22 protein-coding genes and 2 tRNA genes are annotated in these 23768 nt (G+C 70.0%); 10 read left to right on the top strand and 14 right to left on the bottom strand.

Features of this window, described 5'->3' with window-relative positions; translation table 11 throughout:
• Positions 1–46 precede the first annotated feature (46 nt).
• The 6 genes from AB0L74_RS06405 to AB0L74_RS06380 all read right to left on the bottom strand — a co-directional run bounded on the left by AB0L74_RS06405 (position 47) and on the right by AB0L74_RS06380 (position 5011).
• Positions 47–448 (bottom strand): acyl carrier protein, encoded by a 402-nt coding sequence (locus tag AB0L74_RS06405; RefSeq protein WP_365646231.1) that lies wholly within the window; start codon positions 446–448, stop codon positions 47–49.
• A 7-nt stretch (positions 449–455) separates the two neighbouring features.
• Positions 456–1031, bottom strand: coding sequence for an FcoT family thioesterase (locus AB0L74_RS06400; protein ID WP_365646228.1), 576 nt, complete (start codon positions 1029–1031; stop codon positions 456–458).
• A gap of 22 nt (positions 1032–1053) precedes the next feature.
• Entirely contained in the window at positions 1054–2274 is a 1221-nt protein-coding gene (locus AB0L74_RS06395; RefSeq protein ID WP_365646225.1) for a cytochrome P450, read from the bottom strand.
• A gap of 2 nt (positions 2275–2276) precedes the next feature.
• Positions 2277–3479 carry a cytochrome P450 gene (locus AB0L74_RS06390; protein ID WP_365646222.1) on the bottom strand — a complete coding sequence of 401 codons (1203 nt, stop codon included), beginning with the start codon at positions 3477–3479 and terminating at the stop codon, positions 2277–2279.
• A gap of 40 nt (positions 3480–3519) precedes the next feature.
• The gene (locus tag AB0L74_RS06385; protein ID WP_365646219.1) at positions 3520–4407 is read right to left on the bottom strand and encodes a TauD/TfdA family dioxygenase; all 888 of its coding nucleotides are present in this window, start codon (positions 4405–4407) and stop codon (positions 3520–3522) included.
• A 520-nt stretch (positions 4408–4927) separates the two neighbouring features.
• Positions 4928–5011: transfer RNA gene (locus tag AB0L74_RS06380), tRNA-Leu, on the bottom strand.
• 514 nt (positions 5012–5525) lie between these two features.
• On the opposite strand from AB0L74_RS06380, the gene AB0L74_RS06375 reads away from it, so the two are divergent.
• The 6 genes from AB0L74_RS06375 to pknB all read left to right on the top strand — a co-directional run bounded on the left by AB0L74_RS06375 (position 5526) and on the right by pknB (position 13826).
• Positions 5526–6395 (top strand): DUF3662 and FHA domain-containing protein, encoded by an 870-nt coding sequence (locus AB0L74_RS06375; protein ID WP_365646216.1) that lies wholly within the window; start codon positions 5526–5528, stop codon positions 6393–6395.
• Between the two features lie 10 nt (positions 6396–6405).
• On the top strand, positions 6406–6915 hold the full coding sequence (locus AB0L74_RS06370; RefSeq protein ID WP_365646213.1) for an FHA domain-containing protein: 510 nt from the start codon (positions 6406–6408) through the stop codon (positions 6913–6915).
• Positions 6916–7055: 140 nt separating this feature from the next.
• Positions 7056–8618 (top strand): Stp1/IreP family PP2C-type Ser/Thr phosphatase, encoded by a 1563-nt coding sequence (locus tag AB0L74_RS06365; RefSeq protein ID WP_365646210.1) that lies wholly within the window; start codon positions 7056–7058, stop codon positions 8616–8618.
• Between the two features lie 27 nt (positions 8619–8645).
• Positions 8646–10091 (top strand): FtsW/RodA/SpoVE family cell cycle protein, encoded by a 1446-nt coding sequence (locus AB0L74_RS06360; RefSeq protein ID WP_365646207.1) that lies wholly within the window; start codon positions 8646–8648, stop codon positions 10089–10091.
• On the top strand, positions 10088–11560 hold the full coding sequence (locus AB0L74_RS06355; protein WP_365646205.1) for a penicillin-binding protein 2: 1473 nt from the start codon (positions 10088–10090) through the stop codon (positions 11558–11560). The genes AB0L74_RS06360 and AB0L74_RS06355 overlap by 4 nt, the downstream gene beginning before the upstream one ends.
• Before the next feature lie 250 nt (positions 11561–11810).
• A complete protein-coding gene (gene pknB / locus AB0L74_RS06350) occupies positions 11811–13826 on the top strand; it encodes a Stk1 family PASTA domain-containing Ser/Thr kinase (RefSeq protein ID WP_365646202.1) in 2016 nt (671 codons plus the stop codon).
• A gap of 89 nt (positions 13827–13915) precedes the next feature.
• On the opposite strand, the gene AB0L74_RS06345 is transcribed toward pknB, so the two are convergent.
• From AB0L74_RS06345 to AB0L74_RS06325, 5 genes are all read right to left on the bottom strand, one after another.
• Positions 13916–14680 carry a class E sortase gene (locus AB0L74_RS06345; protein WP_365646199.1) on the bottom strand — a complete coding sequence of 255 codons (765 nt, stop codon included), beginning with the start codon at positions 14678–14680 and terminating at the stop codon, positions 13916–13918.
• A 13-nt stretch (positions 14681–14693) separates the two neighbouring features.
• Positions 14694–15932, bottom strand: a complete 1239-nt coding sequence (locus AB0L74_RS06340) for a class E sortase (protein ID WP_365646196.1) — start codon at positions 15930–15932, stop codon at positions 14694–14696.
• Positions 15929–16567 carry an aminodeoxychorismate/anthranilate synthase component II gene (locus AB0L74_RS06335; RefSeq protein ID WP_365646193.1) on the bottom strand — a complete coding sequence of 213 codons (639 nt, stop codon included), beginning with the start codon at positions 16565–16567 and terminating at the stop codon, positions 15929–15931. Before AB0L74_RS06335 ends, AB0L74_RS06340 begins: the two co-directional genes overlap by 4 nt.
• A complete protein-coding gene (locus AB0L74_RS06330) occupies positions 16564–16761 on the bottom strand; it encodes a hypothetical protein (RefSeq protein WP_365646191.1) in 198 nt (65 codons plus the stop codon). Before AB0L74_RS06330 ends, AB0L74_RS06335 begins: the two co-directional genes overlap by 4 nt.
• 81 nt (positions 16762–16842) lie before the next feature.
• A complete protein-coding gene (locus AB0L74_RS06325; protein ID WP_365646188.1) occupies positions 16843–17622 on the bottom strand; it encodes a DUF881 domain-containing protein in 780 nt (259 codons plus the stop codon).
• A 141-nt stretch (positions 17623–17763) separates the two neighbouring features.
• Between AB0L74_RS06325 and crgA the strand changes: the two genes are divergently transcribed.
• A complete protein-coding gene (crgA, locus tag AB0L74_RS06320; protein WP_365646185.1) occupies positions 17764–18018 on the top strand; it encodes a cell division protein CrgA in 255 nt (84 codons plus the stop codon).
• A 258-nt stretch (positions 18019–18276) separates the two neighbouring features.
• On the opposite strand, the gene AB0L74_RS06315 is transcribed toward crgA, so the two are convergent.
• Together AB0L74_RS06315 and AB0L74_RS06310 are read right to left on the bottom strand one after the other, a co-directional pair.
• Positions 18277–19191, bottom strand: a complete 915-nt coding sequence (locus AB0L74_RS06315; protein WP_365646182.1) for a rhomboid family intramembrane serine protease — start codon at positions 19189–19191, stop codon at positions 18277–18279.
• Positions 19192–19281: 90 nt separating this feature from the next.
• Positions 19282–19815, bottom strand: coding sequence for a peptidylprolyl isomerase (locus AB0L74_RS06310; protein ID WP_365646180.1), 534 nt, complete (start codon positions 19813–19815; stop codon positions 19282–19284).
• 455 nt (positions 19816–20270) lie between these two features.
• Between AB0L74_RS06310 and AB0L74_RS06305 the strand changes: the two genes are divergently transcribed.
• Positions 20271–20987, top strand: coding sequence for a DUF5324 family protein (locus AB0L74_RS06305; RefSeq protein WP_365646177.1), 717 nt, complete (start codon positions 20271–20273; stop codon positions 20985–20987).
• Between the two features lie 303 nt (positions 20988–21290).
• On the opposite strand, the gene AB0L74_RS06300 is transcribed toward AB0L74_RS06305, so the two are convergent.
• Positions 21291–21363 (bottom strand) — tRNA-Ala (locus AB0L74_RS06300).
• 181 nt (positions 21364–21544) lie between these two features.
• Between AB0L74_RS06300 and AB0L74_RS06295 the strand changes: the two genes are divergently transcribed.
• Positions 21545–22093 carry a DNA-binding protein gene (locus tag AB0L74_RS06295; RefSeq protein ID WP_365646174.1) on the top strand — a complete coding sequence of 183 codons (549 nt, stop codon included), beginning with the start codon at positions 21545–21547 and terminating at the stop codon, positions 22091–22093.
• A gap of 121 nt (positions 22094–22214) precedes the next feature.
• The gene (locus AB0L74_RS06290) at positions 22215–23735 is read left to right on the top strand and encodes a serine/threonine-protein kinase (protein ID WP_365646171.1); all 1521 of its coding nucleotides are present in this window, start codon (positions 22215–22217) and stop codon (positions 23733–23735) included.
• Positions 23736–23768 lie beyond the last annotated feature (33 nt).

The raw sequence follows: 23768 nt of genomic DNA, 5'->3' as shown, positions 1-23768 counted from the left end.
GCGCTGCGCCCCCCGGAATAGATCGTTGGTCAGGCCAGGTGTGCGGTCAGGCTTGGTACAGGTCGTTCAGCAGGTCGTCGACCAGTGCCTTCCGGCCGGCCGGCACGGTGCCGGCGGCCTTCTCCCGCGTTATGGCCGGCTCCCCGGTCAGTTTCGGGAGGATCTCGTCTTGCAGGTATTCCACGAGACGGCCCAGGGTCGGCACAGCGAAGAGCACGGCCGTGTCGATGGCGCAGCCGAGCTGGGCCTCCAGACGCTGCTTGATCTCGGAGACCCGGAGTGAGGTCAGACCCAGGTCGAAGTAGTTCTGATCCAGCGGAACGTCTTCGTCCGCGGACATGAGCAGCGCGGTCCGCAGCTCGGCGCGCGCCAGCTCCTCGACCCGGGAGCGCCGCTCCGGCCGGGAAAGGGCGCGAAGCTGCTCCACCAGTGGCGTGGTCGTCGTCATGAATGCCTCAGGTTCGGTTCTGGTTGCTGACCGGGTTGGTGATGGCTATGCGGACTTCGCCGTGGCAGTTGCCGCCGTCCTCGTCCCAGTAACGGCAGGAGGTCTGCGCGACCAGCAGTGCCTCATGGAGGTCGTCCCCCTCCCATTCGGTGAGATCGAGGATCTGGATCTCACCGGAGAATTTCCCGTTCCGCATCGCCCGCCGGAAGGCGCTGCGGAAATCGGTGATGAGGAAGTCGGCGAGCTGACGCGACCAGTAGTCGTCCATGCTCCAGGAAGAGAGCGGTTCCAGGAGCCGCTCCTTGACCGCCTTGGCGATCACGTAATACATCATCTGGTTGTAGCAGATGTTGAATTCCACCGAGTTGAAATGGCCGGTGTCGTCGATATAACACGACTCCGGGATCTCGAACTCGCAGGACGCCGACACCCGTCCCGCCTCTCCGGGGCGGTCGGTCACCTTCACCACCGCGGACTTGAGGTACTGGCAGTTGAGCCGGTACGGCTTCAGCACCTGCTCGAGCAGTACCTCGTCGGTGGCGAACTCGGTCGCCTCCGACGGCGGCTGGGACAGGGTCGGCATCTCATTACCCCCCAGGAGGAGATCAGTACGTGACAGGCAGCTTTTCGAGGGACCGGATGGAGTAGCCGGGCCGCAGCCTGAGTTCCTCCGCCGGTACCGCCAGCCGGAGGTTCGGGAGGCGGTGCAGCACGGCCTCCAGCGCCGCCGTGATCTCCATCCGGGCGAGTTCGGCGCCGGAGCAGAAGTGCGGACCCTGCCCCAGGGCGACGTGGCGGTTGGGCGACCGGTCCGGCCGGAAGGCCTCGGGGTCCTCGAACTTCTCCGGGTCGCGGTTGGCCGCGCCGAGCGACAGGAACACGGCGGATCCGGCCGGGATGGTCACGCCGCCGACCTCGACGTCCTCGGCGGCGAACCGCCGCGCGGCGGTGTGGCTGGCGCCGTGCAGCCGCAGGAACTCCTCCACGGCCGAGGGCATCAGTTCCGGCCGCTCGCGCAGCCGCCGCGCCAGCTCCGGCTCCTCCAGCAGCCGCAGAACGGCCGAACCGATGACGCCGGCGGTGGGGTCGTAACCGCCGAGCAGGACCATGAAGCCGAGGCCCAGCAGTTCGTCGGTCTCCAGGGGCTCCTCCTGCCCCTCAAGGCCCCGGATCCAGTCGTTCCAGATGTCGTCGCCCGGTTCCTTCCGCTTGAGCTCGACCAGCCGGGAGAGGCAGTGCAGCATGCTGACGCCGCCCTCGCGCAGCGCCTCCTGGTCCAGGCCCACGAGCGCGTCGGCCCAGCGGCGGAAGTCCGCCCGCTCCCGCGCCGAGACGTCCAGCATCTCGGCGATGATCGTGATGGGCAGCGGCATGGCGAGGCTGGCCATCAGATCGGTCTCGCCGCTCTCCCCCAGCGCGGTGATGAGCTCGTCGGTCACCGCCTCGATACGGGGCCGCAGGGGCCGCACCCGCTTCGGCGCGAACGCCAGGTTCATGAACCGGCGCAGCCGCGTGTGCGCGGGCGGGTCCTCGCGCACCAGCGACCGGGAGAACTCGGCGGGCAGCGGGAACCGGTGGTAGTCGCCCTTGGCGTGGCGCACATGGCGCGCCAGCCGGTGGTCTCCCAGCAGCCGGTGCACCTCGGCGTAGCGGGTGACCAGCCAGGCGTCGTACCCCTCGGGCGTCTTGATGCGGTGGACCGGGCCCTCGGTGTGCAGACGCCGGTACGTCGCGTACGGGTCCGCGAAGTAGGCGGCGTCGAAGGGGGTCCGCACCCCGCCGTACGGGCAGCGGGGAGCCCCCGGGCCGGCCGGTTCCGTCGTCACGCTCAGAACCTGACCGGCAGCTCGTAGGGGACCCGGATCAGGTACGACGGGCGCCAGACGACCTCGTCCTCGGGCACGGCCAGCCTCATGTCCGGGAAGCGGCGGACCAGTTCGCCCAGCGCGATGCGCAGTTCGTGGCGGGCGAGCTCCTTGCCCGGGCAGTGGTGCGGGCCACGGCCGAAGCCGAGCTGCCAGTTCTCCTCGCGCTCGAAGTCCAGCGTGTCGGGGTCGGCGAAGCGCACCGGGCAGCGGTTGGCCGCGCCGAGCGAGATCAGCACGCAGTCGCCGGCGCGGATGGTCTGGCCGCCGATCTCCACGTCCTCGGCCGCGAACCGCCGGATGCCGCTGTGCGTCGAGCCGTCCCAGCGCATCAGCTCCTCGACCGCGTCCGGAATGATCTCCGGGTTGTTCCGCATCGCTTCGGCCTTCTCCGGGTACTTCAGCAGCGCCAGCACGGAGGCGCCGATCTGCCCGACCGTCGTGTCGTAGCCGCCGAGCAGCAGGAAGAAGGTCATGCCGATCATTTCCTGATCGGTCAGCGGCCGGCCCTCGTCGTCCTTGGCCGAGACCCAGTACGAGATCAGGTCGTCGGCCGGCTCCCGGCGCTTGAGGTCGATGAGTCCCTGGACGTAGACCAGCAGCTGCTCGGCGGCCTCGCGGGCGCGCTCCGGGGCGCCGCCGAGGAGCTCGTCGCTCCAGTAGCGGAAGTCGCCGCGCTGGTCGTCCGGCACACCGAGGATGCCGGTGGTCATCGCGATCGGGAGCGGCGCGGCCAGGCCGTCCATGATGTCGCCGCCGCCGTTGGCCTCCATGGCGTCCAGCAGTTCCCTGGTGACCTGCTCGATCCGGGGCACCATGGCCGCGACCCGCTTCGGGGTGAAGGCGAAGTTCATGAAGCGGCGCAGGCGGGTGTGGATCTGCCCGTCCTCCATGTGCAGGTTCCCGGAGCGGACGATCTCGGGCAGGATCTCGCTCTGGTAGTCGGGGCCGGCGTGCCGGCGGTTGCGGACCAGGCGTCGGTCCTTGAGCGCCTCGCTGGCCTCCTCGTAGCCGGTGATGAGCCAGACGTCGTTGCCGTCCGACAGGGACACCCGGTGCAGGGGCGCGCCCGTCTTGTGCAACTCGGCGTAGGTCGGATACGGGTCCTTGAAGAACGCCTCGTCGAACGGGTTCGGATACCTGGGGGCCGGCTGCGCTGTGGTCATGACGACTCTTTCTCGGTCGTGAGGTGCGAGAACAGGCTGGTCAGACGGAGATGCCCGCGTAGAACGGGAGGTGGTCGTGCACGGTGACGCGGTAGGAGACGGCGGGCTCCGGCGTCGCCGTGTGCAGCGCGCGGTGCACGAGGCTGCGGTTGTCCCAGAGCAGCAGGTCGCCCTTCTCGAAGGTCTGGAGGTGGATGTTCTCGTGCTCACCCGTCGGGTCGAGCTGGCCCACGGCCCCCAGCACCTCCTTCAGGACCGAGTCGTCGAGCCGGTTGCCGTCGGCGTCCCGCAGTTCGGCGGTGAATCCCTCGCTGATGTAGAGGACCTGCTCGCCGGTCCCCGGGTGCTTGAAGACCGCCGGATGCGGTGACGCCGGTGTCTTGGTCTCGATCTCGTCGAGGATCTCGGAGATCGGGCGGTACACGTCGGTCGGCCGGATCTTGAAGTACCGGCGCACGGTCTGCACCGCCACCGCGTCGGCGAGGGTGGCCTTCAGCTCGCCGGAGAGCTTCTCGTAGGCCTTCCCCATGTCGATGAAGTAGGTCCCGCGGTTCTTCTTCGGTATGACCTGGGGATAGATCAGCGTGAGCCCGAACGGCTTCGGCATGAACATGTAGTCGGCATGCCAGAACTTGCCCGTCTTCGGGACCCCGATCCGCTTGTCCCCGTCGCTCACATTCGAGGAGACGAAGACTTCCTTTACGTCGGGGTGCTGGTACATCGGCTCGTAGTACGTCTCGGGAGTGCCGAGCCTCCGGCCGAGTTCGAGAAATCGCTCGGGCGAGAGATCCTGGTTCTTGAGCACCAGGATCTTGTCGCGGTAGGTCCGGGCCTTGAGCTCTTCGAAGTCCTCGTCCGAAGCAGTGGCCAAATCGAAATCCTCGACCACTGCCCCCATCTTTTCGCCGGCCTGTCGACTGATTTTCAATTCAATCCTCCCCGTTGACTGAAAACGAACATTCATCGGCAAGCACACGCTTCCGACAACGCTAGCCCGAGGCGCTAAAGATCCCCTTAAAATGGACTTTTCATGATCATTGCCAGTTCGGCTGACAGGGGCGTCCTCGCCCGTCGCGCCGTGGACGAACGGGCCGCGGACCTGCTGGCACATCGGGTGGGTGCCGGGTGCCACGGACCCGGCCGTGGCGGGACCGCCGGGAGAGACGGCCGATGCCGGTGGAAGGAGCACCGGCAGGAGAGCGAGCCCCGCTCGTCGGCCCCGGTCGGCGAACCACCGGCCTCCCGAAGCCCCCACCCGGCCCTGAGACCTTCCTCACACAAGGAGCGTTCCGGGAGCCACGCAACGAGCCACGCACCCGAGATCCGCCAGACGCGCCATAACGGCGTGAGACAGACGTCACTTCACGCCAAACGACGAATGGGCGGCATCGCCATCGCGATGCCGCCCATTCCATCGTGCAGCCGGAGCACTTACGGTGCTCCCGTTGTGCGCGAGGGGGGAGTTGAACCCCCACGCCCTTGCGGGCACTGGAACCTGAATCCAGCGCGTCTGCCTATTCCGCCACCCGCGCATTGGGTGTGTCCTCCGGCTCCGTTCCTCCCGGCCCGGCGCCTTCCGACACCCAGAACATTAGCACGCCCGCGGGGGTGGATTCACATCCCTTCCCGCCGGGCTCCCTGGTCACCCCCCGGGGCGCCCCCGCGGGGCCGCGCCCGCGTGTGGACGGACACCCGTTCACGTATCAACCTCGTACCGGTCCCCCCCGTCTCCCCAGGAGCCGGGCGGGGTCCGCGGCCGGGTGCGGGACACTGGTCTGCGACCGCCTCTACGATCCTGGGCAGAAGTACGGAGAGCGCGCTTCCCCAGGCGTTCGAAGAGGAGCGCCACAGGGAACTTCGTCAGGCGACGGCGCGCGTGGGCGGCAGTCGGCGCGAGTCGACACCGGCCGACCGGGCCGACAGGGGGAACCAGCCGATCGACCGGCGCGTGGATACGATCAGTAAGCAGTACCAGGTAGGCAGTACGCAGGTAAGCAGTACACGGACAGGCAGAGCACAGGGCGGCAGCGGCGGAGGAGGTGCCCCATGGGAGTCCTGAAGAAGTTCGAGCAGCGTCTCGAAGGTCTGGTCAACGGCACCTTCGCCAAGGTGTTCAAGTCCGAGGTGCAGCCCGTGGAGATCGCGGGAGCGCTCCAGCGGGAGTGCGACAACAACGCGACCATCTGGAACCGGGACCGCACGGTCGTCCCCAACGACTTCATCGTGGAGCTGAGCACGCCGGACTTCGAGCGGCTCAGCCCCTACTCCGGGCAGCTCGGCGACGAGCTGGCCGGGATGGTGCGCGACTACGCCAAGCAGCAGCGCTACACCTTCATGGGCCCCATCAAGGTCCACCTGGAGAAGGCCGACGACCTCGACACCGGCCTGTACCGCGTGCGCAGCCGTACGCTCGCCTCCTCCACCAGCCAGCAGGCCCCCGGAGCGCCCGCGGCCCCTCCGGCCGGGCGCCCCGGCGGCTACGGCTACCCGCCCGCCGCCGCTCCCGCGCCGCCCCCGGGCGCCCCGCCCATGCCGTCCGCGCCGCCGCCCGGCGCCCCGGCGGGACGGCCCGGCGGATACGGCTACCCGCCGCCCGCGAGCGCCCCGCGGCCGCAGGCCGCCGCGTCCGGCGGGCGCACCCGCCACTGGATCGAGATCAACGGCACCCGCCACCAGATCTCCCGCCCGACGATGGTGCTGGGCCGCAGCACCGACGCCGACGTGCGGATCGACGACCCCGGCGTGAGCCGCCGGCACTGCGAGATCCGGACCGGAACGCCCTCGACGATCCAGGATCTCGGATCCACCAACGGCATCGTGGTGGACGGGCAGCACACCACCCGCGCTACGCTCCGCGACGGCTCGCGGATCGTCGTGGGCAGCACCACCGTTATCTATAGGCAAGCCGAAGGGTGATCCGGGGGCAATGTCAGAGCTGACCCTCACGGTCATGCGGCTGGGTTTTCTGGCCGTACTGTGGCTGTTCGTGATCGTGGCCGTGCAGGTCATCCGCAGCGATCTGTTCGGTACGCGCGTCACCCAGCGCGGGTCGCGACGCGACGCGGGCCGCGCGCAGCAGGCCGCGCGCCAGGCGCCGCCCCAGCAGCGCCAGCAGGCGAGCGGAGGCCGGGCGCGCCGCAACGCCCCCACCAAGCTGGTGGTGACCGAAGGCACACTCACCGGCACGACCGTCGCCCTGCAAGGCCAGACCATCACCCTGGGCCGGGCCCACGACTCGACGATCGTGCTGGACGACGACTACGCCTCCAGCCGCCATGCCAGGATCTATCCGGACCGCGACGGCCAGTGGATCGTCGAGGACCTGGGCTCCACCAACGGCACCTACCTGGACCGGACCCGGCTGACGACCCCCACACCGATTCCGCTGGGCGCGCCGATCCGCATCGGCAAGACCGTCATCGAGCTGCGGAAGTAGTGCTACGTCATGAATGAGCGCGAGCGGAGCGAGCACGCGGCGGCGGTCCCCCGCGAGGATCCCGGCGCGCTCCCGACCGGAGGGTGGGCAGTGTGGCTCGACACGACCGGCTGCATGCGGAGCCGACGGGCGAGGTGCGCATGAGTCTGTCACTGCGCTTCGCCGCCGGATCGCACAGAGGCATGATCCGGGAGGGCAACGAGGACTCCGGTTACGCCGGTCCGCGCCTGCTCGCCATCGCCGACGGCATGGGCGGCCAGGCGGCCGGCGAGGTCGCCTCCTCCGAGGTGATCTCCACCATCGTCGCCCTCGACGACGACGTGCCCGGTTCCGACATCCTCACCTCCCTCGGCACGGCCGTCCAGCGGGCCAACGACCAGTTGCGGCAGATGGTGGAGGACGACCCCAGCCTGGAGGGCATGGGGACCACCCTGACCGCGCTGCTGTGGACCGGGCAGCGGCTCGGACTCGTGCACGTCGGCGACTCGCGCGCGTATCTGCTGCGGGACGGCGTGCTGACCCAGATCACGCAGGACCACACCTGGGTGCAGCGCCTGGTCGACGAGGGGCGCATCACCGAGGAGGAGGCGAACACCCATCCGCAGCGGTCGCTGCTGATGCGGGCGCTGGGCAGCGGCGACCACGTCGAGCCCGACCTGTCGATCCGCGAGGTGCGCGCCGGCGACCGGTACCTGATCTGCTCCGACGGGCTGTCCGGTGTCGTCTCCCACCAGACGCTGGAGGACACCCTCGCCAGCTACCAGGGCCCCCAGGAGACCGTGCAGGAGCTGATCCAGCTCGCGCTGCGCGGGGGCGGGCCCGACAACATCACCGTCATCGTCGCCGACGTCCTCGACCTGGACACCGGCGACACCCTCACCGGGCAGCTGTCCGACGCCCCGGTCGTGGTCGGTGCCGTCGCCGAGAACCAGCACCAGACCGGCGACAACGGCATCATGCAGACCCCGGCCGGCCGCGCCGCCGGGCTCGGCCGCCGCGGGCGCGGGCAGGGCGGCGGGGGCGGCGAGTTCGGGCCGCCCGGCAGCGGCGACCCGGCGGGCTACGCCCCGTCCGGCGGCTTCGGCGACTACGGCGACGGCGACTTCACCAAGCCCGACAAGAGCCGCAGGTGGCTGAAGAGCTCCCTCTACACCGTGCTGGCCCTCGCCGTGGTGGGCGGCGGCCTGTACGGCGGCTGGCGCTGGACGCAGACCCAGTACTACGTCGGCGCCAAGGAAGGGCATGTCGCGCTCTACCGGGGCATCAGCCAGGACCTGGCCTGGGTGTCGCTGTCGAGGGTCGAGAAGGACCACCCCGAGATCGAACTCAAGTACCTGCCGCCGTACCAGCAGAAGCTGGTCAAGGCGACCATCGACGAGGGCAATCTGAAGAACGCCCAGGCGAAGATCGAAGAGCTGTCGGTACAGGCCTCCGCCTGCCGGAAGCAGGCCGAGCGGCGTGCCGCGGAGAGCGAGGCCGGCACGAAGACGGGCGAAAGCCAGGCCGGGGGCACCACGGGGGCCTCCCGTATCTCCTTCACCGCCAAGGCCACGCCGGCTCCGGACCCGACGGGCTCGCCGTCGGGTGCCGCGTCCGTCCCGTCGCCGTCCTCGTCTCCGTCCACGACCGCACCCACTCTCAGCCCCGGCCCCAGCCTCTCGGAGGAAGAGCAGAAGGTCGTCTCGCTGTGCGGTAAGCAGTAGGCAAGCCGTGAGAGGCCCTGTTACACGATGAGCAGTACGAACACACCGCACTCGCCGACGCACCACACGTCCACGATCGGCGCGATCGGCGCACCCAGCCGCCGCAACACCGAGCTCGCCCTGCTGGTGTTCGCCGTCGTCATCCCGGTCTTCGCCTACGCCAACGTGGGCCTGGCCATCAACGACGAGGTGCCCGCCGGGCTGCTGAGCTACGGGCTCGGCCTCGGCCTGCTGGCCGGCGTCGGCCATCTGGTCGTACGGAAGTTCGCCCCGTACGCGGACCCGCTGCTGCTGCCGCTGGCCACGCTGCTGAACGGGCTCGGGCTGGTCGCCATCTGGCGGCTGGACCAGTCCGAACTGCTCCAGTCGATCGAGCAGGCGGGGACCGCGGCGCCCCGGCAGCTGCTGTACACGGCGATGGGCATCGCGCTCTTCATCGTGGTGGTGATCTTCCTCAAGGACCACCGCGTGCTGCAGCGCTACACCTACATCTCCATGGTCGGCGCGCTCTTCCTGCTGCTGCTGCCGCTGGTCCCGGGCCTCGGCCAGAACATCTACGGCGCCAAGATCTGGATCTCGGTCGCGGGCTTCTCCATCCAGCCCGGCGAGTTCGCCAAGATCGTGCTGGCGGTGTTCTTCGCGGGCTATCTGATGGTCAAGCGGGACGCGCTGGCGCTGGCCAGCCGCCGCTTCATGGGGCTGTACCTGCCGCGCGGCCGCGACCTCGGCCCGATCCTCGTGGTCTGGGCGATCTCGATCCTGATCCTGGTCTTCGAGACCGACCTCGGTACGTCGCTGCTGTTCTTCGGCATGTTCGTGATCATGCTGTACGTCGCCACCGAGCGGACCAGCTGGATCGTCTTCGGTCTGCTGATGTCCGCGGCCGGCGCCGTCGGCGTGGCCAGCTTCGAGCCGCACATCCAGCAGCGGGTGGACGCCTGGCTCGATCCGATGCGCGAGTACACGCTCTCCCGCCAGGGCATCGGGGGCCACTCCGAGCAGGCCATGCAGGCGCTGTGGGCGTTCGGCTCCGGCGGCACCCTCGGCACCGGCTGGGGCCAGGGCCACTCCGACCTGATCCGGTTCGCCGCCAACTCCGACTTCATCCTCGCCACCTTCGGCGAGGAGCTGGGCCTGGCCGGCGTCATGGCGCTGCTGCTGCTGTACGCGCTGATCGCGGAGCGCGGCGTGCGCACCGCCCTGGCCGCCCGCGACCCGTTCGGCAAGCTGCTCGCCATCGGCCTGTCCGGCGCCTTCGCCCTCCAGGTCTTCGTCGTCGCCGGCGGTGTCATGGGCCTCATCCCGCTGACCGGTATGACGATGCCGTTCCTGGCGTACGGCGGTTCCTCCGTCATCGCCAACTGGGCCCTGATCGGCATCCTGCTGCGCATCAGCGACACCGCCCGCCGTCCGGCGCCCGCTCCCGCCGCCAACCCCGACGCCGAGATGACCCAGGTGGTCCGCCCGTCATGAACAAGCCCCTGCGCCGTATCGCGATCTTCTGCGGCCTGCTGGTCCTCACGCTGCTCATCCGGGACAACTGGCTCCAGTACGTCAAGGCCGACGACCTGAAGGACGACGAGCACAACCGCCGCGTCGCCATCGCCCGGTACGCCAGCCCGCGCGGCGACATCATCGTCGACGGCAAGGCCATCACGGGGCACGCGACCACCGACGGCGACTTCAAGTACAAGCGCACCTACAAGGACGGCGCGATGTGGGCGCCGGTGACCGGGTACGTCTCGCAGGTCTACGGCGCCACCCAGCTGGAGGCCATCGACGACGGCATCCTCACCGGCAACGACGACCGGCTCTTCTTCCGCAACACCCTCGACATGATCACGGGCAAGCAGAAGGAGGGCGGCAACGTCGTCACCACCCTCAACGCCGCCGCGCAGAAGGCCGCGTACAACGGCCTGAAGGCGCAAGGGGGCAAGGGCGCCGTGGTCGCCCTGGAGCCGTCCACCGGCAAGATCCTGGCGCTGGCCTCCTTCCCGTCGTACGACCCGTCGACGATCGCGGGCGACGGCGCCTCGGACGGCGAGGCGTGGAAGAAGCTCCAGAAGAAGAACAACCCGGCCGACCCGATGCTGAACCGGGCGCTGCGCGAGGTCTACCCGCCCGGCTCCACCTTCAAGGTGGTCACCGCCGCGGCGGCCCTGGAGCACGGCAAGTACACGGACGCGGACGCGAAGACCGACACCCCGCTGCCGTGGATCATGCCGGGCACGACGACCCCGCTGAAGAACGAGGGCAACATCCCCTGCGAGGACGCCACCTTGCGGGTCGCCCTCCAGTACTCCTGCAACACCGTCTTCGGCAAGATCGGCGCCGACCTCGGCAACGAGAGGATGCTGGAGACGGCCAAGAAGTTCGGCTTCACGGAGGAGCAGTTCACCCCGGTGCGCTCCAGCGCCTCGGTCTTCTCCGACAACATGAACGACTCGCAGACCGCGCTCTCCTCGATCGGCCAGTTCAACACGGCGGCCACCCCGTTGCAGATGGCCATGGTCGCCTCGGCCGTCGCCAACAACGGCACGCTGATGAAGCCGTACATGGTCGACGAGCTCCAGGCCCCGAACCTCGACACCATCGAGAAGACGGACCCCGAGGAGTACAGCAAGCCGCTCTCCCCGGAGAACGCGCAGATCCTCCAGTCGATGATGGAGACCGTCGTCAAGGACGGCACCGGCAAGAACGCGCAGATCCCCGGCGTCACCGTCGGCGGTAAGACCGGTACCGCCCAGCACGGCGTGGAGAACAGCGAGAACCCCTACGCCTGGTTCATCTCCTACGCCAAGCAGAGCGACAACAGCTCCCCGGTCGCGGTGGCCGTGGTCATCGAGGACGAGAACGCCAACCGCGACGACATCTCCGGCGGCGGCCTGGCGGCGCCGATCGCGAAGAGCGTGATGGAGGCCGTCATCAAGAGCAAGAAGTGAGGCCGCGGCAGCGGCCGGAGCACGGCGCGTGAGCGGAACGCGACGGACCTCCGGGCGGACGAACGCCCGGCCGTACGTGACTCCGCTCACGTCCGTTTCACATCGGTGCACGTTGCGATACCGGTCCTGTATCGGCTGACGGGCTTTGGCCAGGTCACACAAAGCGAGCCGGGTACGGTAGGCCCGGACGGCAGTCTCCGGCCGCACACGCGTGCCGGTCGGGACCGACGGAGAGGGCTGGTAGGTAACCATGGAAGAGCCGCGTCGCCTCGGCGGCCGGTACGAGCTGGGCCAAGTGCTCGGCCGTGGTGGCATGGCGGAGGTCTACCTCGGACATGACACCCGCCTCGGCCGCACCGTGGCGGTGAAGACGCTGCGCGCGGACCTCGCGCGCGACCCCACCTTCCAGGCCCGGTTCCGCCGGGAGGCCCAGTCGGCCGCCTCGCTCAACCACCCCGCGATCGTCGCGGTCTACGACACGGGCGAGGACTACATCGACGGGGTCTCCATCCCCTACATCGTCATGGAGTACGTCGACGGCTCCACCCTGCGCGAACTGCTGCACAGCGGCCGCAAGCTGCTGCCGGAGCGGGCCATGGAGATGACGATCGGCATCCTCCAGGGCCTGGAGTACGCCCACCGCAACGGCATCGTCCACCGTGACATCAAGCCGGCCAACGTCATGCTGACGCGGGGCGGCCAGGTCAAGGTGATGGACTTCGGCATCGCCCGGGCCATGGGCGACGCCGGCATGACGATGACGCAGACGGCGGCGGTCATCGGCACCGCCCAGTACCTCTCCCCGGAGCAGGCCAAGGGCGAGCAGGTCGACGCCCGCTCCGACCTGTACTCCACCGGCTGCCTGCTGTACGAGCTGCTGACGGTCCGTCCCCCCTTCGTCGGCGACTCCCCGGTCGCGGTGGCCTACCAGCACGTCCGGGAGGAGCCGCAGGCGCCGAGCGTCTTCGACCCCGAGATCACGCCCGAGATGGACGCGATCGTGCTGAAGGCGCTGGTGAAGGACCCGGACTACCGCTACCAGTCGGCCGACGAGATGCGCGCCGACATCGAGGCGTGCCTCGACGGGCAGCCGGTCGCCGCCACCGCGGCGATGGGTGCGGCGGGTTACGGCGGCTACCCCGACGACCAGCAGACGACGGCCCTGCGCGCCGACGCCGGCGGGCACGGGGGCGCCACGACGGTGCTGCCGCCGGTCGGCCCGGACGACGGCGGCTACGGCTACGACGACCGTCCCGACCGGCGCCGGCAGAAGAAGTCGTCCACCTCCACCGTCCTGCTGGTCCTGGCGGGCGTCCTCGTCCTGGTGGGCGCCATCCTGATCGGCAAGTACGCGTTCGGCGGGAACGGCGGGCCGGGCGACGACCGGGTTCCCGTGCCCCAGCTGGTCGGCCAGACGCAGGAGGGGGCCGGGGATCTGCTCACCAACGTCGACCTGAAGGTGGGGACGGTCACCCGGGAGCCCTGCGAGGAGCAGCCCAAGGGCAAGGTCTGCGAGCAGGACCCGCCCCAGGGCACCGAAGTCGACAAGCAGTCCGCGGTCAACCTGGTGGTGTCCACGGGCGCGCCGAAGGTGACGGTGCCGAGCGTGATCGGCCTGAGCCTGGAGGAGGCCCAATCGAAGCTGGAGGGCGACGACTACCAGTTCAAGGTGAAGACGCAGGAGCGCGAGACCTCGGACACCCCGGGCACCGTCCTGGACCAGGACCCGGTCAAGGGCAACGAGGTGGAGAAGGGATCGACGATCACCCTCGTCGTCGCCAAGGCCGTGCAGAAGTCCACCGTGCCGGACGTCATCGGCCAGGACTGCGACTCGGCGAAGAACCAGATGTCGGCGAACAACCTGGTCGGCAACTGCTCCGAGCAGGAGACCGACGACCCCAACCAGGTCGGCAAGGCCATCTCCACCACGCCGCAGGCGGGCCAGCAGGTCGACAGGGGATCGCCGGTGCAGATCATCATCGGCAAGGCCAAGGCGGTCGAGCAGGTGCAGGTGCCGGGCAACCTGGTGGGCATGTCACTCAAGGACGCCCGCAAGGCGCTCCAGGACACCGGCCTCCAGGTCGGCAACGTCACCGGGTCCCAGGACGACAACGCCCTGGTGCTCACGTCGGATCCGGCCCCGGGCGCCACGGTCGACAAGGGCTCCGCGGTGAACCTGGTCACCGTGGGCGGCGCAGGCCGGGACAACGGGAACGGGGACAACAACAACGGCGGCTTCATCGGCGGCCTCCGCGGCGAGGACTGACCCCCCCCCCGTCACCGGAACGTGAGAGAGCCCGGGTCCCCTGCCGGCAGGGGACCCGGGCTCTCTCATACGGGCGTCGCCCGGTGGGGTCAGCGCAGTTCCTTCGGCGGGGTCCGCTCGCCGTCCACCTTCTCCACCCGCTCCAGCTCGCCCCAGACGATGTACCGGTAGCGGCTGGTGTAGACCGGCGTGCAGGTCGTCAGCGTGATGTAGTGACCGGCCTTCTTCCGGCCGGACTCCTCGGGGACGGGGGCGAGGACGTCGACGTTGTACTTCGAGGTCTCGGGCAGGATGCCGTAGACCTTGTAGACGTACCACTTGTCCTTGGTCTCGAAGACGATCGGGTCGCCCTTCTCGATCTTGTCGATGCCGTGGAACTTGGCACCGTGGCCGTCGCGGTGGGCGGCCAGGGAGAAGTTGCCCTTCTTGCCCGACATCGGCAGCGTCGCCTTCACCGGATCGGTGTAGTAGCCGGCGACACCGTCGTTGAGGACCTTCATCGTCGTGCCCTTCTCGACGAGGATGTCGTCCTTCGTCATCGAGGGGACGTGCAGGAAGCCGATGCCGGCCTTGGTGTCCAGCTTGCCGGGACCGGTGTCCCTGCCCTGCATCCAGGTGTCGCGGACCTTGTCGGCCTGCCGGCCCGCGGCACGGTCGGCGATCACGTTCGTCCACCACAGCGAGTAGACGACGAACAGGCCCAGCACCAGGCCCGCGGTGATGAGGAGTTCACCGAAGAAGCCGACCGCCACGGCGATCGCCCCCCGGCCGCGGCGGCGCGGCGCGGGCGGCGCGGCGCCGGACGCGTCGGTGTGCTCGTGCTCTTCGTGGTCCGTTTCGGTGGTCGCTGCCACTGGTCATCTGCCCTTAATTGACGAGCGCATCCGGCTTGCCCTTGCTGCGCGGCCGTTCCTCGGCCATCTTGCCCCAGACGATCAGCCGGTACTTGCTGGTGAACTCCGGCGTGCAGGTGGTGAGCGTGATGTAGCGGCCGGGCCGGGTGAATCCCGATCCCCTGGGGATGGGGTCGAGCACACTGATATTGCCCGGTGAGGTCACCGGCAGCATGGACGCCATCTTGTAGACGAAGTACGTGTCCTGTGTCTCGACGACGATCGCGTCGCCGGGCGAGAGGCGGTTGATGTAGCGGAACGGCTCGCCGTGCGTGTTGCGGTGGCCCGCGAGCCCGAAGTTGCCGGTCTTGTCCTCCGGCATCGCGGTCTTCAGCGGCTCCGAGCCGTAGTGGCCGACCATGCCGCGGTCCAGCACGCCCTTGCTGCTGATGCCCTCGGCGATGGGCACCACCACGTCCAGCTTGGGGATGTGCAGGAGGGCGAAGCCCTGTCCCGGCTCGAAGGTGCCCGGGTTGCGCTTGCCGCTGGCCCAGTCGTCCTGGAGGCTGCTGGCCGCCTGGTCGGCCTGGGCGTGCGCACGGACGTTCGTCCACCACAGCTGGTAGGTGACGAACAGCAGCATCAGCACACCGGTCGTGATGAACAGCTCGCCGACGGCCCGGCTGGCGATCACGCCCGCGCTCGGTTTGCGCGCCCGGGCCCGGCGGCGGGCCTCGACCCGCGACAGGGGCCGGGACTCCTCGCCGTCGCGCGCGCGGTCCTGCCCGGGTGTCTCGGGGCGGGCCGGGCCGCCATGGCGCCCGTGGCGGCCCCTGGCGGCCTTCCTGCGGGCCGCGCGGCCGGGCGGGGGCGGAGCGGCACGGTCCGGGGGCGTCGAGGCGCCGGAGGCGGGGCGCGGACCGCCGGGGGGACCGGCCACCCGCAGCGCGACCGTCTCGTCGTCCGCGGGGGGTTCGTACGGCGGCTGCGCGGACGGCTCGCCAGGGGTTCCGTACGGCGTCCCGTACGGGGCCTCCGCCCCCGCGTACGGCTCCCGCGCGGCGGCGTACGGCTCCCGGGCCGCCTGGTACGCCTCCTCCGCCCAAGGCTCGTGGTACCCCTCCCCGGCCGGGGGGTACGCCCCCGCGCCCGGCCGGCCGTCCCCGAACGCGCCCGGATCCTCGTACGGCCGCCGCGCGTACGAGGTGCCCTGGTCGCCGGCGCCGCCGTAGGGGTCCGCGCCGGACTCGCGCTCGGGGCGCAGCGCGGTCACGCCGTGGCCCTGCCCACCACCGGGGCGAGCCCCGCCGACCTCGCCACGGCGCCCGTGTCACCGCACTCCGCCAGCCAGTTGGCCAGCATCCGGTGGCCGTGTTCGGTCAGGACCGACTCCGGGTGGAACTGCACGCCCTCGACGGGCAGTTCGCGGTGGCGCAGGCCCATGATGATGCCGTCCCGCGTGCGGGCCGTGACCTCCAGCTCGGCCGGCACGGTCGCGGGCTCGGCGGCCAGGGAGTGGTAGCGGGTCGCGGTGAAGGGCGAGGGCAGCCCGGCGAAGACGCCCTTGCCCTCGTGCTCCACCGGCGAGGTCTTGCCGTGCAGCAGCTGCGGCGCCCGGTCCACCACACCGCCGTACGCGACCTGCATCGACTGCATGCCGAGGCAGACCCCGAAGACGGGCACCCCGGTCGTCGCGCAGTGCCGCACCATGTCGACGCACACGCCGGCCTGCTCCGGCGCTCCGGGGCCGGGCGACAGCAGTACGCCGTCGAAGCCGTCCTGGGCGTGCGCGGTCGCCACCTCGTCGTTGCGCAGCACCTCGCACTCGGCGCCCAGCTGATACAGGTACTGCACCAGGTTGAAGACGAAGCTGTCGTAGTTGTCGACGACGAGAATCCGTGCGCTCACTGGTTGTCCACCGTCACATCGTTGAAGGGCAGCAGCGGTTCGGCCCATGGGAAGACGTACTCGAACAGCACGTAGACCACGGCCAGCACCAGCACGATCGAGAGCAGCGCCTTCACCCACGCGTTCCCCGGCAGATGCCGCCAGATCCAGCCGTACATGCCGTCCCTTCCGTCGCACCACGGCACCAGACTCACGCGCCGTACGGCACCAGACTAGGGCCTGTCGGCCTCCGGTTCCCCGGCCTCCACAGGTTGGACGGAATCCGCGGGGCCGGGTCACGGCACGGGCTGGGCGTAGCGCAGGTCGACCGCGCCGGAGTACCCCGGCAGGGTCGCCGTCCCCTCGTCCCGGACGTTCCAGCCCAGGCCGTAGACGTTGACGTACACCATGTAGTTCTGGATCGCCGGGGAGGCGGCGAGCGCCCGCTTCAGCCTCTCCGGGTCGCCGACCGCCGTGATCTTGTACGGCGGTGAGTAGACGCGGCCCTGGAGGATGAGGGTGTTGCCGACGCAGCGCACGGCGCTGGTGGAGATCAGCCTCTGGTCCATGACCTTGATGCCCTGGGCGCCGCCCTGCCACAGGGCGTTCACCACGGCCTGGAGGTCCTGCTGGTGGATGACCAGGTAGTCGGGCTGCGGCTCGGGATAGCCGGGCAGCTTGGCGGTGGCGTCCGGCGGGGCGTCGTCCAGCGTGACGGTGATCGCCTCGCCCGTCAGCTTCTGGGTGCCCGCCTTCCTCTCCAGCTCCGCGAGCTTGTCGTCCTCGGCTTTCGTGCTGCCGTCGTCGCGCTCGGCGAGGGATTCGATCTCGTGGCGCAGCGCCGCGTTGGACTCGTCGAGCCGGCCGTTGTCACGGCTGCGCTCCTGGATGAGATCGGACAGCTTCAGCAAGGAGGTGTCCGTGCGGATATTGGTGCCTTTGGCAGTATTGAAACTGGTGAAGAATATGAGTCCCGCGAGAGCGAAGACACCCGCCGTGAGCACCCGCACCGGCCGGATTCGGCGCCCGCGGGCAGGGCTGGTTCCCGCTGCGGGGGAGTCGGCAGAATTGCTCAACGTACCCTTATCTCCTTCGGCGCCACGGAAGCACTACGCTAACGGACGCCCGGGGAGCGCCTTTCCGTCCCCTGGCACGTTGCCCCGAGCCCGACCCAGTTCCCTGCGCGGCCACGCAGCGCATCGACAGGAGAGACCCTCGTGCCGAAGTCACGTATCCGCAAGAAGGCCGACTACACGCCGCCGCCGGCGAAGCAGGCGACCGCCCTCAAGATGAACAGCCGGGCCTGGGTCGCGCCGGTGATGCTCGCCATGTTCGTCATCGGGCTGGCCTGGATCGTCGTCTTCTACGTCACCGACGGCTCGTTGCCGCTCGACAAGCTGGACAACTGGAACATCGTGGTCGGCTTCGGCTTCATCGCCGCCGGATTCGGTGTCTCCACGCAGTGGAAGTAGCGGCCGCTTCCTCGTGAACACAGCTCTGCCCACGGCTATCCACTGAGTTATCCACAGCCGTTTTCCACAGTGGGGAAAAAGAACGACCATCTGTGGATAACTCATCGGGGGTTGACGCCGGTGTGACGGAACGACTGGTAACCGAAAACATGTTCGCCCCCTGCCTGACCTGCGAAAACACTGGTCAGCGACAGGGGGCACATGTGTTCCCGCACCGTGTGCACAGGATCCGCCACACGCTGTGGACAACATCTCCGCTCAGGTGAGCTGGCCCGTCCTCACCAGGGACAGCACGATGATCACGACGAGGACCAGGGCACAGGTGCCGTACTGGACCAGCGTCCGCCGCTCCCGCGGGGCGTGCACCATGCCGTAGCCGATCACGACACCGGCGACGAGACCTCCGATGTGGGCCTGCCAGGCGATGTTGGACCCCGGGCTGAAGGTGAAGACCAGGTTGATCGCCAGCAGGACGGCCACCGGGCGCATGTCCTGGTTGAGCCGGCGCATGAGGACGGCGGTCGCGCCGAACAGGCCGAAGATCGCGCCCGAGGCGCCGAGCGAGGGCTGGTTGGGCGCGGCGATCAGGTACGACAGTGTGCTTCCGGCCAGCCCGGAGAGGAAGTACAGCGCGAGGTAGCGGACACGGCCGAGGGCCGTTTCGAGCGGGCCGCCGATCCACCACAGGCTCAGCATGTTGAACAGCACGTGCAGGGTGCTGCCGTGCAGGAACATCGAGGTCAGCAGCCGGTACCACTGCCCCTCGGCCACGCCCTCGACGGAGCCCAGCAGAGGGACGTACGCCTGTCCGAGCAGGGTGAAGCGGTCGGTGAAGCGGTCGCCGACGGCGAGCTGCGCCAGGAACAGGGCGAGGTTGACGCCGATCAGCGCCTTGGTGAACAGGCGCGGGTCGGCCGTGACGGTACCGCCCGCCAGCGTGCGGGGCCGGGACGCGCCCGGCGCGTGCCCCGTTCCGGAGCCGCCGCGGACGCAGTCGGGGCACTGGAAGCCGACGGAGGCGTCGACCATGCACTCGGGGCATATCGGCCGCTCGCAGCGGGTGCAGCGGACGCCGGTCTCGCGGTCCGGGTGGCGGTAGCAGGTGGGCAGCGACCGGGCGTCCTTCGGACCGGTGTCCTCCGGGCCCCGCGGGCTGCCTGGCGCCTGATCCATGAGATCCCCTCGGTCGTCTGGCGGGCAATGCGCCGCCCCGCTCGTCCTTACGGACGAGCGGGGCGTTTGGTTCCCTGCGGGACGCGGGGCTCAGCCCTCGCGCGTCTGGACGACGACCGACTCGATGACGACGTCCTTGAGCGGACGGTCGGTGCGCGGGTTGGTCTGCGTGGTGGCGATGGAGTCCACGACCTTCTGGCTCTCGGCGTCGACGACCTCGCCGAAGATGGTGTGCTTGCGGTTCAGCCACGTCGTCGGGGCGACGGTGATGAAGAACTGCGAGCCGTTGGTGCCCGGGCCCGCGTTGGCCATCGCCAGCAGGTAGGGCTTGTCGAAGGACAGGTCCGGGTGGAACTCGTCCTCGAACTTGTAACCGGGGCCGCCGGTGCCGTTGCCCAGCGGGTCGCCGCCCTGGATCATGAACCCGCTGATCACCCGGTGGAAGACCGTGCCGTCGTAGAGCTTGTCCGTGGACTTCTGGCCGGTGGCCGGGTGGGTCCACTCCCGCTCGCCCTTGGCGAGCTCGACGAAGTTCTTGACCGTCTTGGGGGCGTGGTTCGGCAGGAGCCGGACGTCGATGTCGCCGTGGTTGGTCTTCAGGGTGGCGTAAAGCTGCTCAGCCACGTTCTGCCTTCCGTTGTCTTCCTGTGACTCCCTGATCCTCGCACGCCCCGCGCCGCACGTCGTCCGACAGGCGCTCCCGGCCCGTCGCCGGCTCGTGCCACCGCGTGGTCACGGCGTCGGTGACGGCGGGGGCACGGCGTGCCTCACGGCGGAATTACGGACCGAAAAGTGTGGGTCGGGCGCGCGACACGACGATCCGTGGCATTGTCGACCACAAGCTCCCGTTGCTCCTTGTTCATCCGCCCTTGTTGCTGATCCGCTCTCGACCACCGTTTCGTCACCGATTGGCATGGATGATTCGGTTGGCGTGAGTGGTCGGTGATGTTCCGGATGGGCGGGAGCCGGGGTACGTGACCCGGATGCCCGTCCACGCATGCCTGGCGCCGCGCCGGCAGGCATGATCCGTAAAAGGGTGGAAAGTCGAATTACCGTACGCCACCGAGGAGGAGGAACCCGTGACCCGCATCGACAGCGTGCGCGCCGCGACCGGTTCGGCGAAGGACAGCGTGCTGCACGCCGCGGACGTGGTGGCGCCCTACGCCGACACGGCCAAGGAGAGGGCCGCCCACTACGCACACGAGGCACGCGTACGGCTGGCGCCCAAGGTGTCGCAGGCCACCGGCCAGGCCCGGCTCCAGTACGGCGTGTATGTCGCGCCGCGTCTGGAGACGGCCCGCGCCCAGGCCCTCGCCCATGTGCCGCCGAAGATCGACCTGGCCGCCCAGGAGGCCGCCGTCCGTACCCGCAAGGCCGCCCGGCAGGCGGCCGTCTACTCCCGGCCGAAGATCGAGCAGGCGGTGGCCGTGGCCGGACCCGTCCGGGACGAGGCCGCGGCGCGAGGTGTCGCCGCGCTGGCCGCCCTGCGCGGTCAGATCTCGGCCAAGGACATCCAGAAACTCGTTCGCAGGAAGGAGCGGCGGGCGAAGGCCGGCCGCGTCGTCAAGGTCCTGGCGATCGTGGGCGCCGTCGCGGGTGGCGCCTTCGCCGCCTGGAAGTGGTGGGACAAGCAGGCCAACCCGGACTGGCTGGTGGAGCCGCCGGCGGCCACGGAGGTTCCCGAGACCGGTGGCGGTCTGACCTCGGTGGACGGCACCGGTCAGCCCGTGCTGGACCCGGAGGTCCAGGCCAAGCAGGCCGAGGAGGAGTCCGCCGACCGCGACGAGCAGCGCTGAGGCCGCCGGTCCGCATGGTTTCCCTCACGGGGCGCCCCTGATCATGGGGGCGCCCCGTTTCATGGGCTGCCCGCTTCATGGAGCTCCCCGTTTCTCGGGCTGCCTCGCCCTCCGTGGGGCGTTTCACGTGAAACCCGATCTCCGCCGCCGGGACGCCGGGTCCGTCTCCTCCCGCCCCCGCCTCCGGCAGCCCTCCTCCAGCAGCCCCCGGTGAGGGAAAGGAAGGGAGACCGGGAACATCCCACCGCAGACGAAAGCGACCCCCTTGACCGCGTTTTCGCTGGTCAAGGGGGTCGTCCGCAGTGGAGCCTAGGGGAGTCGAACCCCTGACATCTGCCATGCAAAGACAGCGCTCTACCAACTGAGCTAAGGCCCCGAAAGGGAGCGTCCGACCGGAAGGACCACGCAGCCGACGGGCGCCGCAGAACAGAGTACCGGGTCTCCCCCCGTATCCCGCAAAAGGATTGGGGGTCCCGATGAACGACCACGCTCCGTAAGATGCTCCGCGTGGTTCGCTGGAGCGAACCACCGTTTTGGGGAAGCGATGGGGAGACGCAATGGACGCCGCACAGCAGGAAGCCACCGCAAGAGCGCGGGAACTCCAGCGGAGCTGGTACGGGGAGCCGTTGGGGGCGCTCTTCCGTAGGCTGATCGACGACCTGGGGCTCAACCAGGCGCGGCTGGCGGGAGTACTGGGGCTGTCGGCACCGATGCTGTCGCAGCTGATGAGCGGGCAGCGAGCGAAGATCGGCAATCCCGCCGTGGTCCAGCGGGTGCAGTTGCTCCAGGACCTGGCGGGCCAGGTGGCGGACGGCAGCGTCAGCGCGGCCGAGGCGACCGAGCGCATGGAGGAGATCAAGAAGTCCCAGGGGGGATCGGTCCTCAACAACACCACGCAGTCCACGAATAGTTCGGGAGCGCCGACGGTCAAGCGGGTGGTCCGCGAGATCCAGTCGCTGCTGCGCTCGGTGGCAGCCGCCGGCGACATCATCGAGGCGGCGGACTCCCTGGCCCCCACCCACCCGGAGCTGGCGGAGTTCCTCCGGGTGTACGGCGCCGGCCGCACCTCCGACGCGGTCGCGCACTACCAGTCCCACCAGAGCTGATCCACGGACCCGGCCGCTGGGGGGGCGCCGGGAACCGTGCGAGGGGGAGTCGTATCGCTCATCGTGGGGGAGTGAACGGGGAGGACCGCGGGGTGCCGAGGGGGAGGAGCGACGCGCAGCCATGGGTGAGGTCTTCGCCGGCCGGTACGAACTGGTCGATCCGATCGGACGGGGTGCGTCCGGTGCCGTCTGGCGCGCCTGGGACCACCGGCGCCGGCGCTATGTGGCCGCCAAGGTGCTCCAGCAGAGCGACGCCCACGCGCTGCTGCGGTTCGTCCGCGAACAGGCCCTGCGGATCGACCACCCCCATGTGCTCGCTCCCGCCAGCTGGGCCGCCGACGACGACAAGGTCCTGTTCACCATGGACCTGGTCGCCGGCGGTTCCCTGGCCCACCTGGTGGGGGACTACGGACCCTTACCGCCCGCCTTCGTCTGCGTCCTGCTCGACCAGCTCCTCTCCGGGCTGGCCGCGGTCCACGGGGAAGGCGTCGTGCACCGCGACATCAAGCCCGCCAACGTGCTGCTGGAAGCCACCGGCACCGGGCGTCCGCGGCTGCGGCTGTCCGACTTCGGCATCGCGATGCGGCTGGGCGAACCACGGCTGACCGAGGCCGACCTCGTGGTGGGGACGCCCGGCTATCTCGCACCCGAGCAGATGAGGGGCGCGGAACCGGACTTCCCCGCCGATCTGTTCGCCGTCGGCCTGGTCGCCCTGCATCTGCTGGAAGGCGCCAAGCCGGACACCAAGGCACTCGTGCGGTACTTCACCGAACACGGGACGCCGGGAGCGCCCAAGGGCGTTCCCGAGCCGCTGTGGCAGGTCGTCGCCACGCTTCTGCAACCGGAACCGCAGGCGAGGTTCCGCACGGCGACGGGCGCGCGCAAGGCGCTGGCCGCCGCCGCGGAGCTTCTGCCGGAGCCGGGTCCCGACGACGAGATCATCGAGATCTTCGATCAAGTGGGGCCCCTGCCACCGGGGTTCGGCCCGGACGGACCCGACGCGCCCGCGCCGGGCGTGACCGTGACGGCGGCGGCCTTCGGACCGGGCAGCGGGGGAGCGCCGCCCCGGCCCCCGGAGCCGGCACCGGAAGCGCCGGGTCTCATGGAGTGGCGCGGCCGGGGCACCCCTGCGGGGGGCGCCGGGGACCGCGCGGAGGACGGCGCCGGGGCCGCCCCGCCCCTCCCGGCCGGTGAAGGCCGGGCCGGCTCGGGCGGAGGGCCGGGCCCGCGGCCCGGTTCCTCGGTGACGTCACCCGTACGGCCGGCCGCCCCGTCGGACACCGGTGGCCACCACCTGCCGCCCGCTCCCGGGCCCGTCAGGGAGAGCACCCGGACACCCTCACCGGTCCAGCCGCTCCCGTACCCCCACCTGGGACCCGCCCACGTCTCCCCCCACCCGCGGACGCCCGCCGCCCCCGCGCCCGCCGCCCCCGCGCCCCCCGCAGCGCATCCCCGCGCCGACGCCCCCACCACCGCGTACACCGTGCAGCCCGCCGGGATCTCCCCCGACGCCCCGGCGGCTCCGCGGCACCGCGCGGCCCGGCGCCGCCGCACCGGTCCCCCGGCCCAGGTCGCCGTCCCGGTGCTGTTCCTCGCCCTGGTCTGTTACGCGGTGGGCTTCTGGGCGCTGAGCCGCCTCTGAAGACCGCACGTCCGCCCGGCGCCCCGGCCCGGC

Source organism: Streptomyces sp. NPDC052020 (assembly GCF_040680575.1).
GTDB lineage: Bacteria > Actinomycetota > Actinomycetes > Streptomycetales > Streptomycetaceae > Streptomyces.
This window is presented reverse-complemented; position numbering and strand designations above follow the sequence as displayed.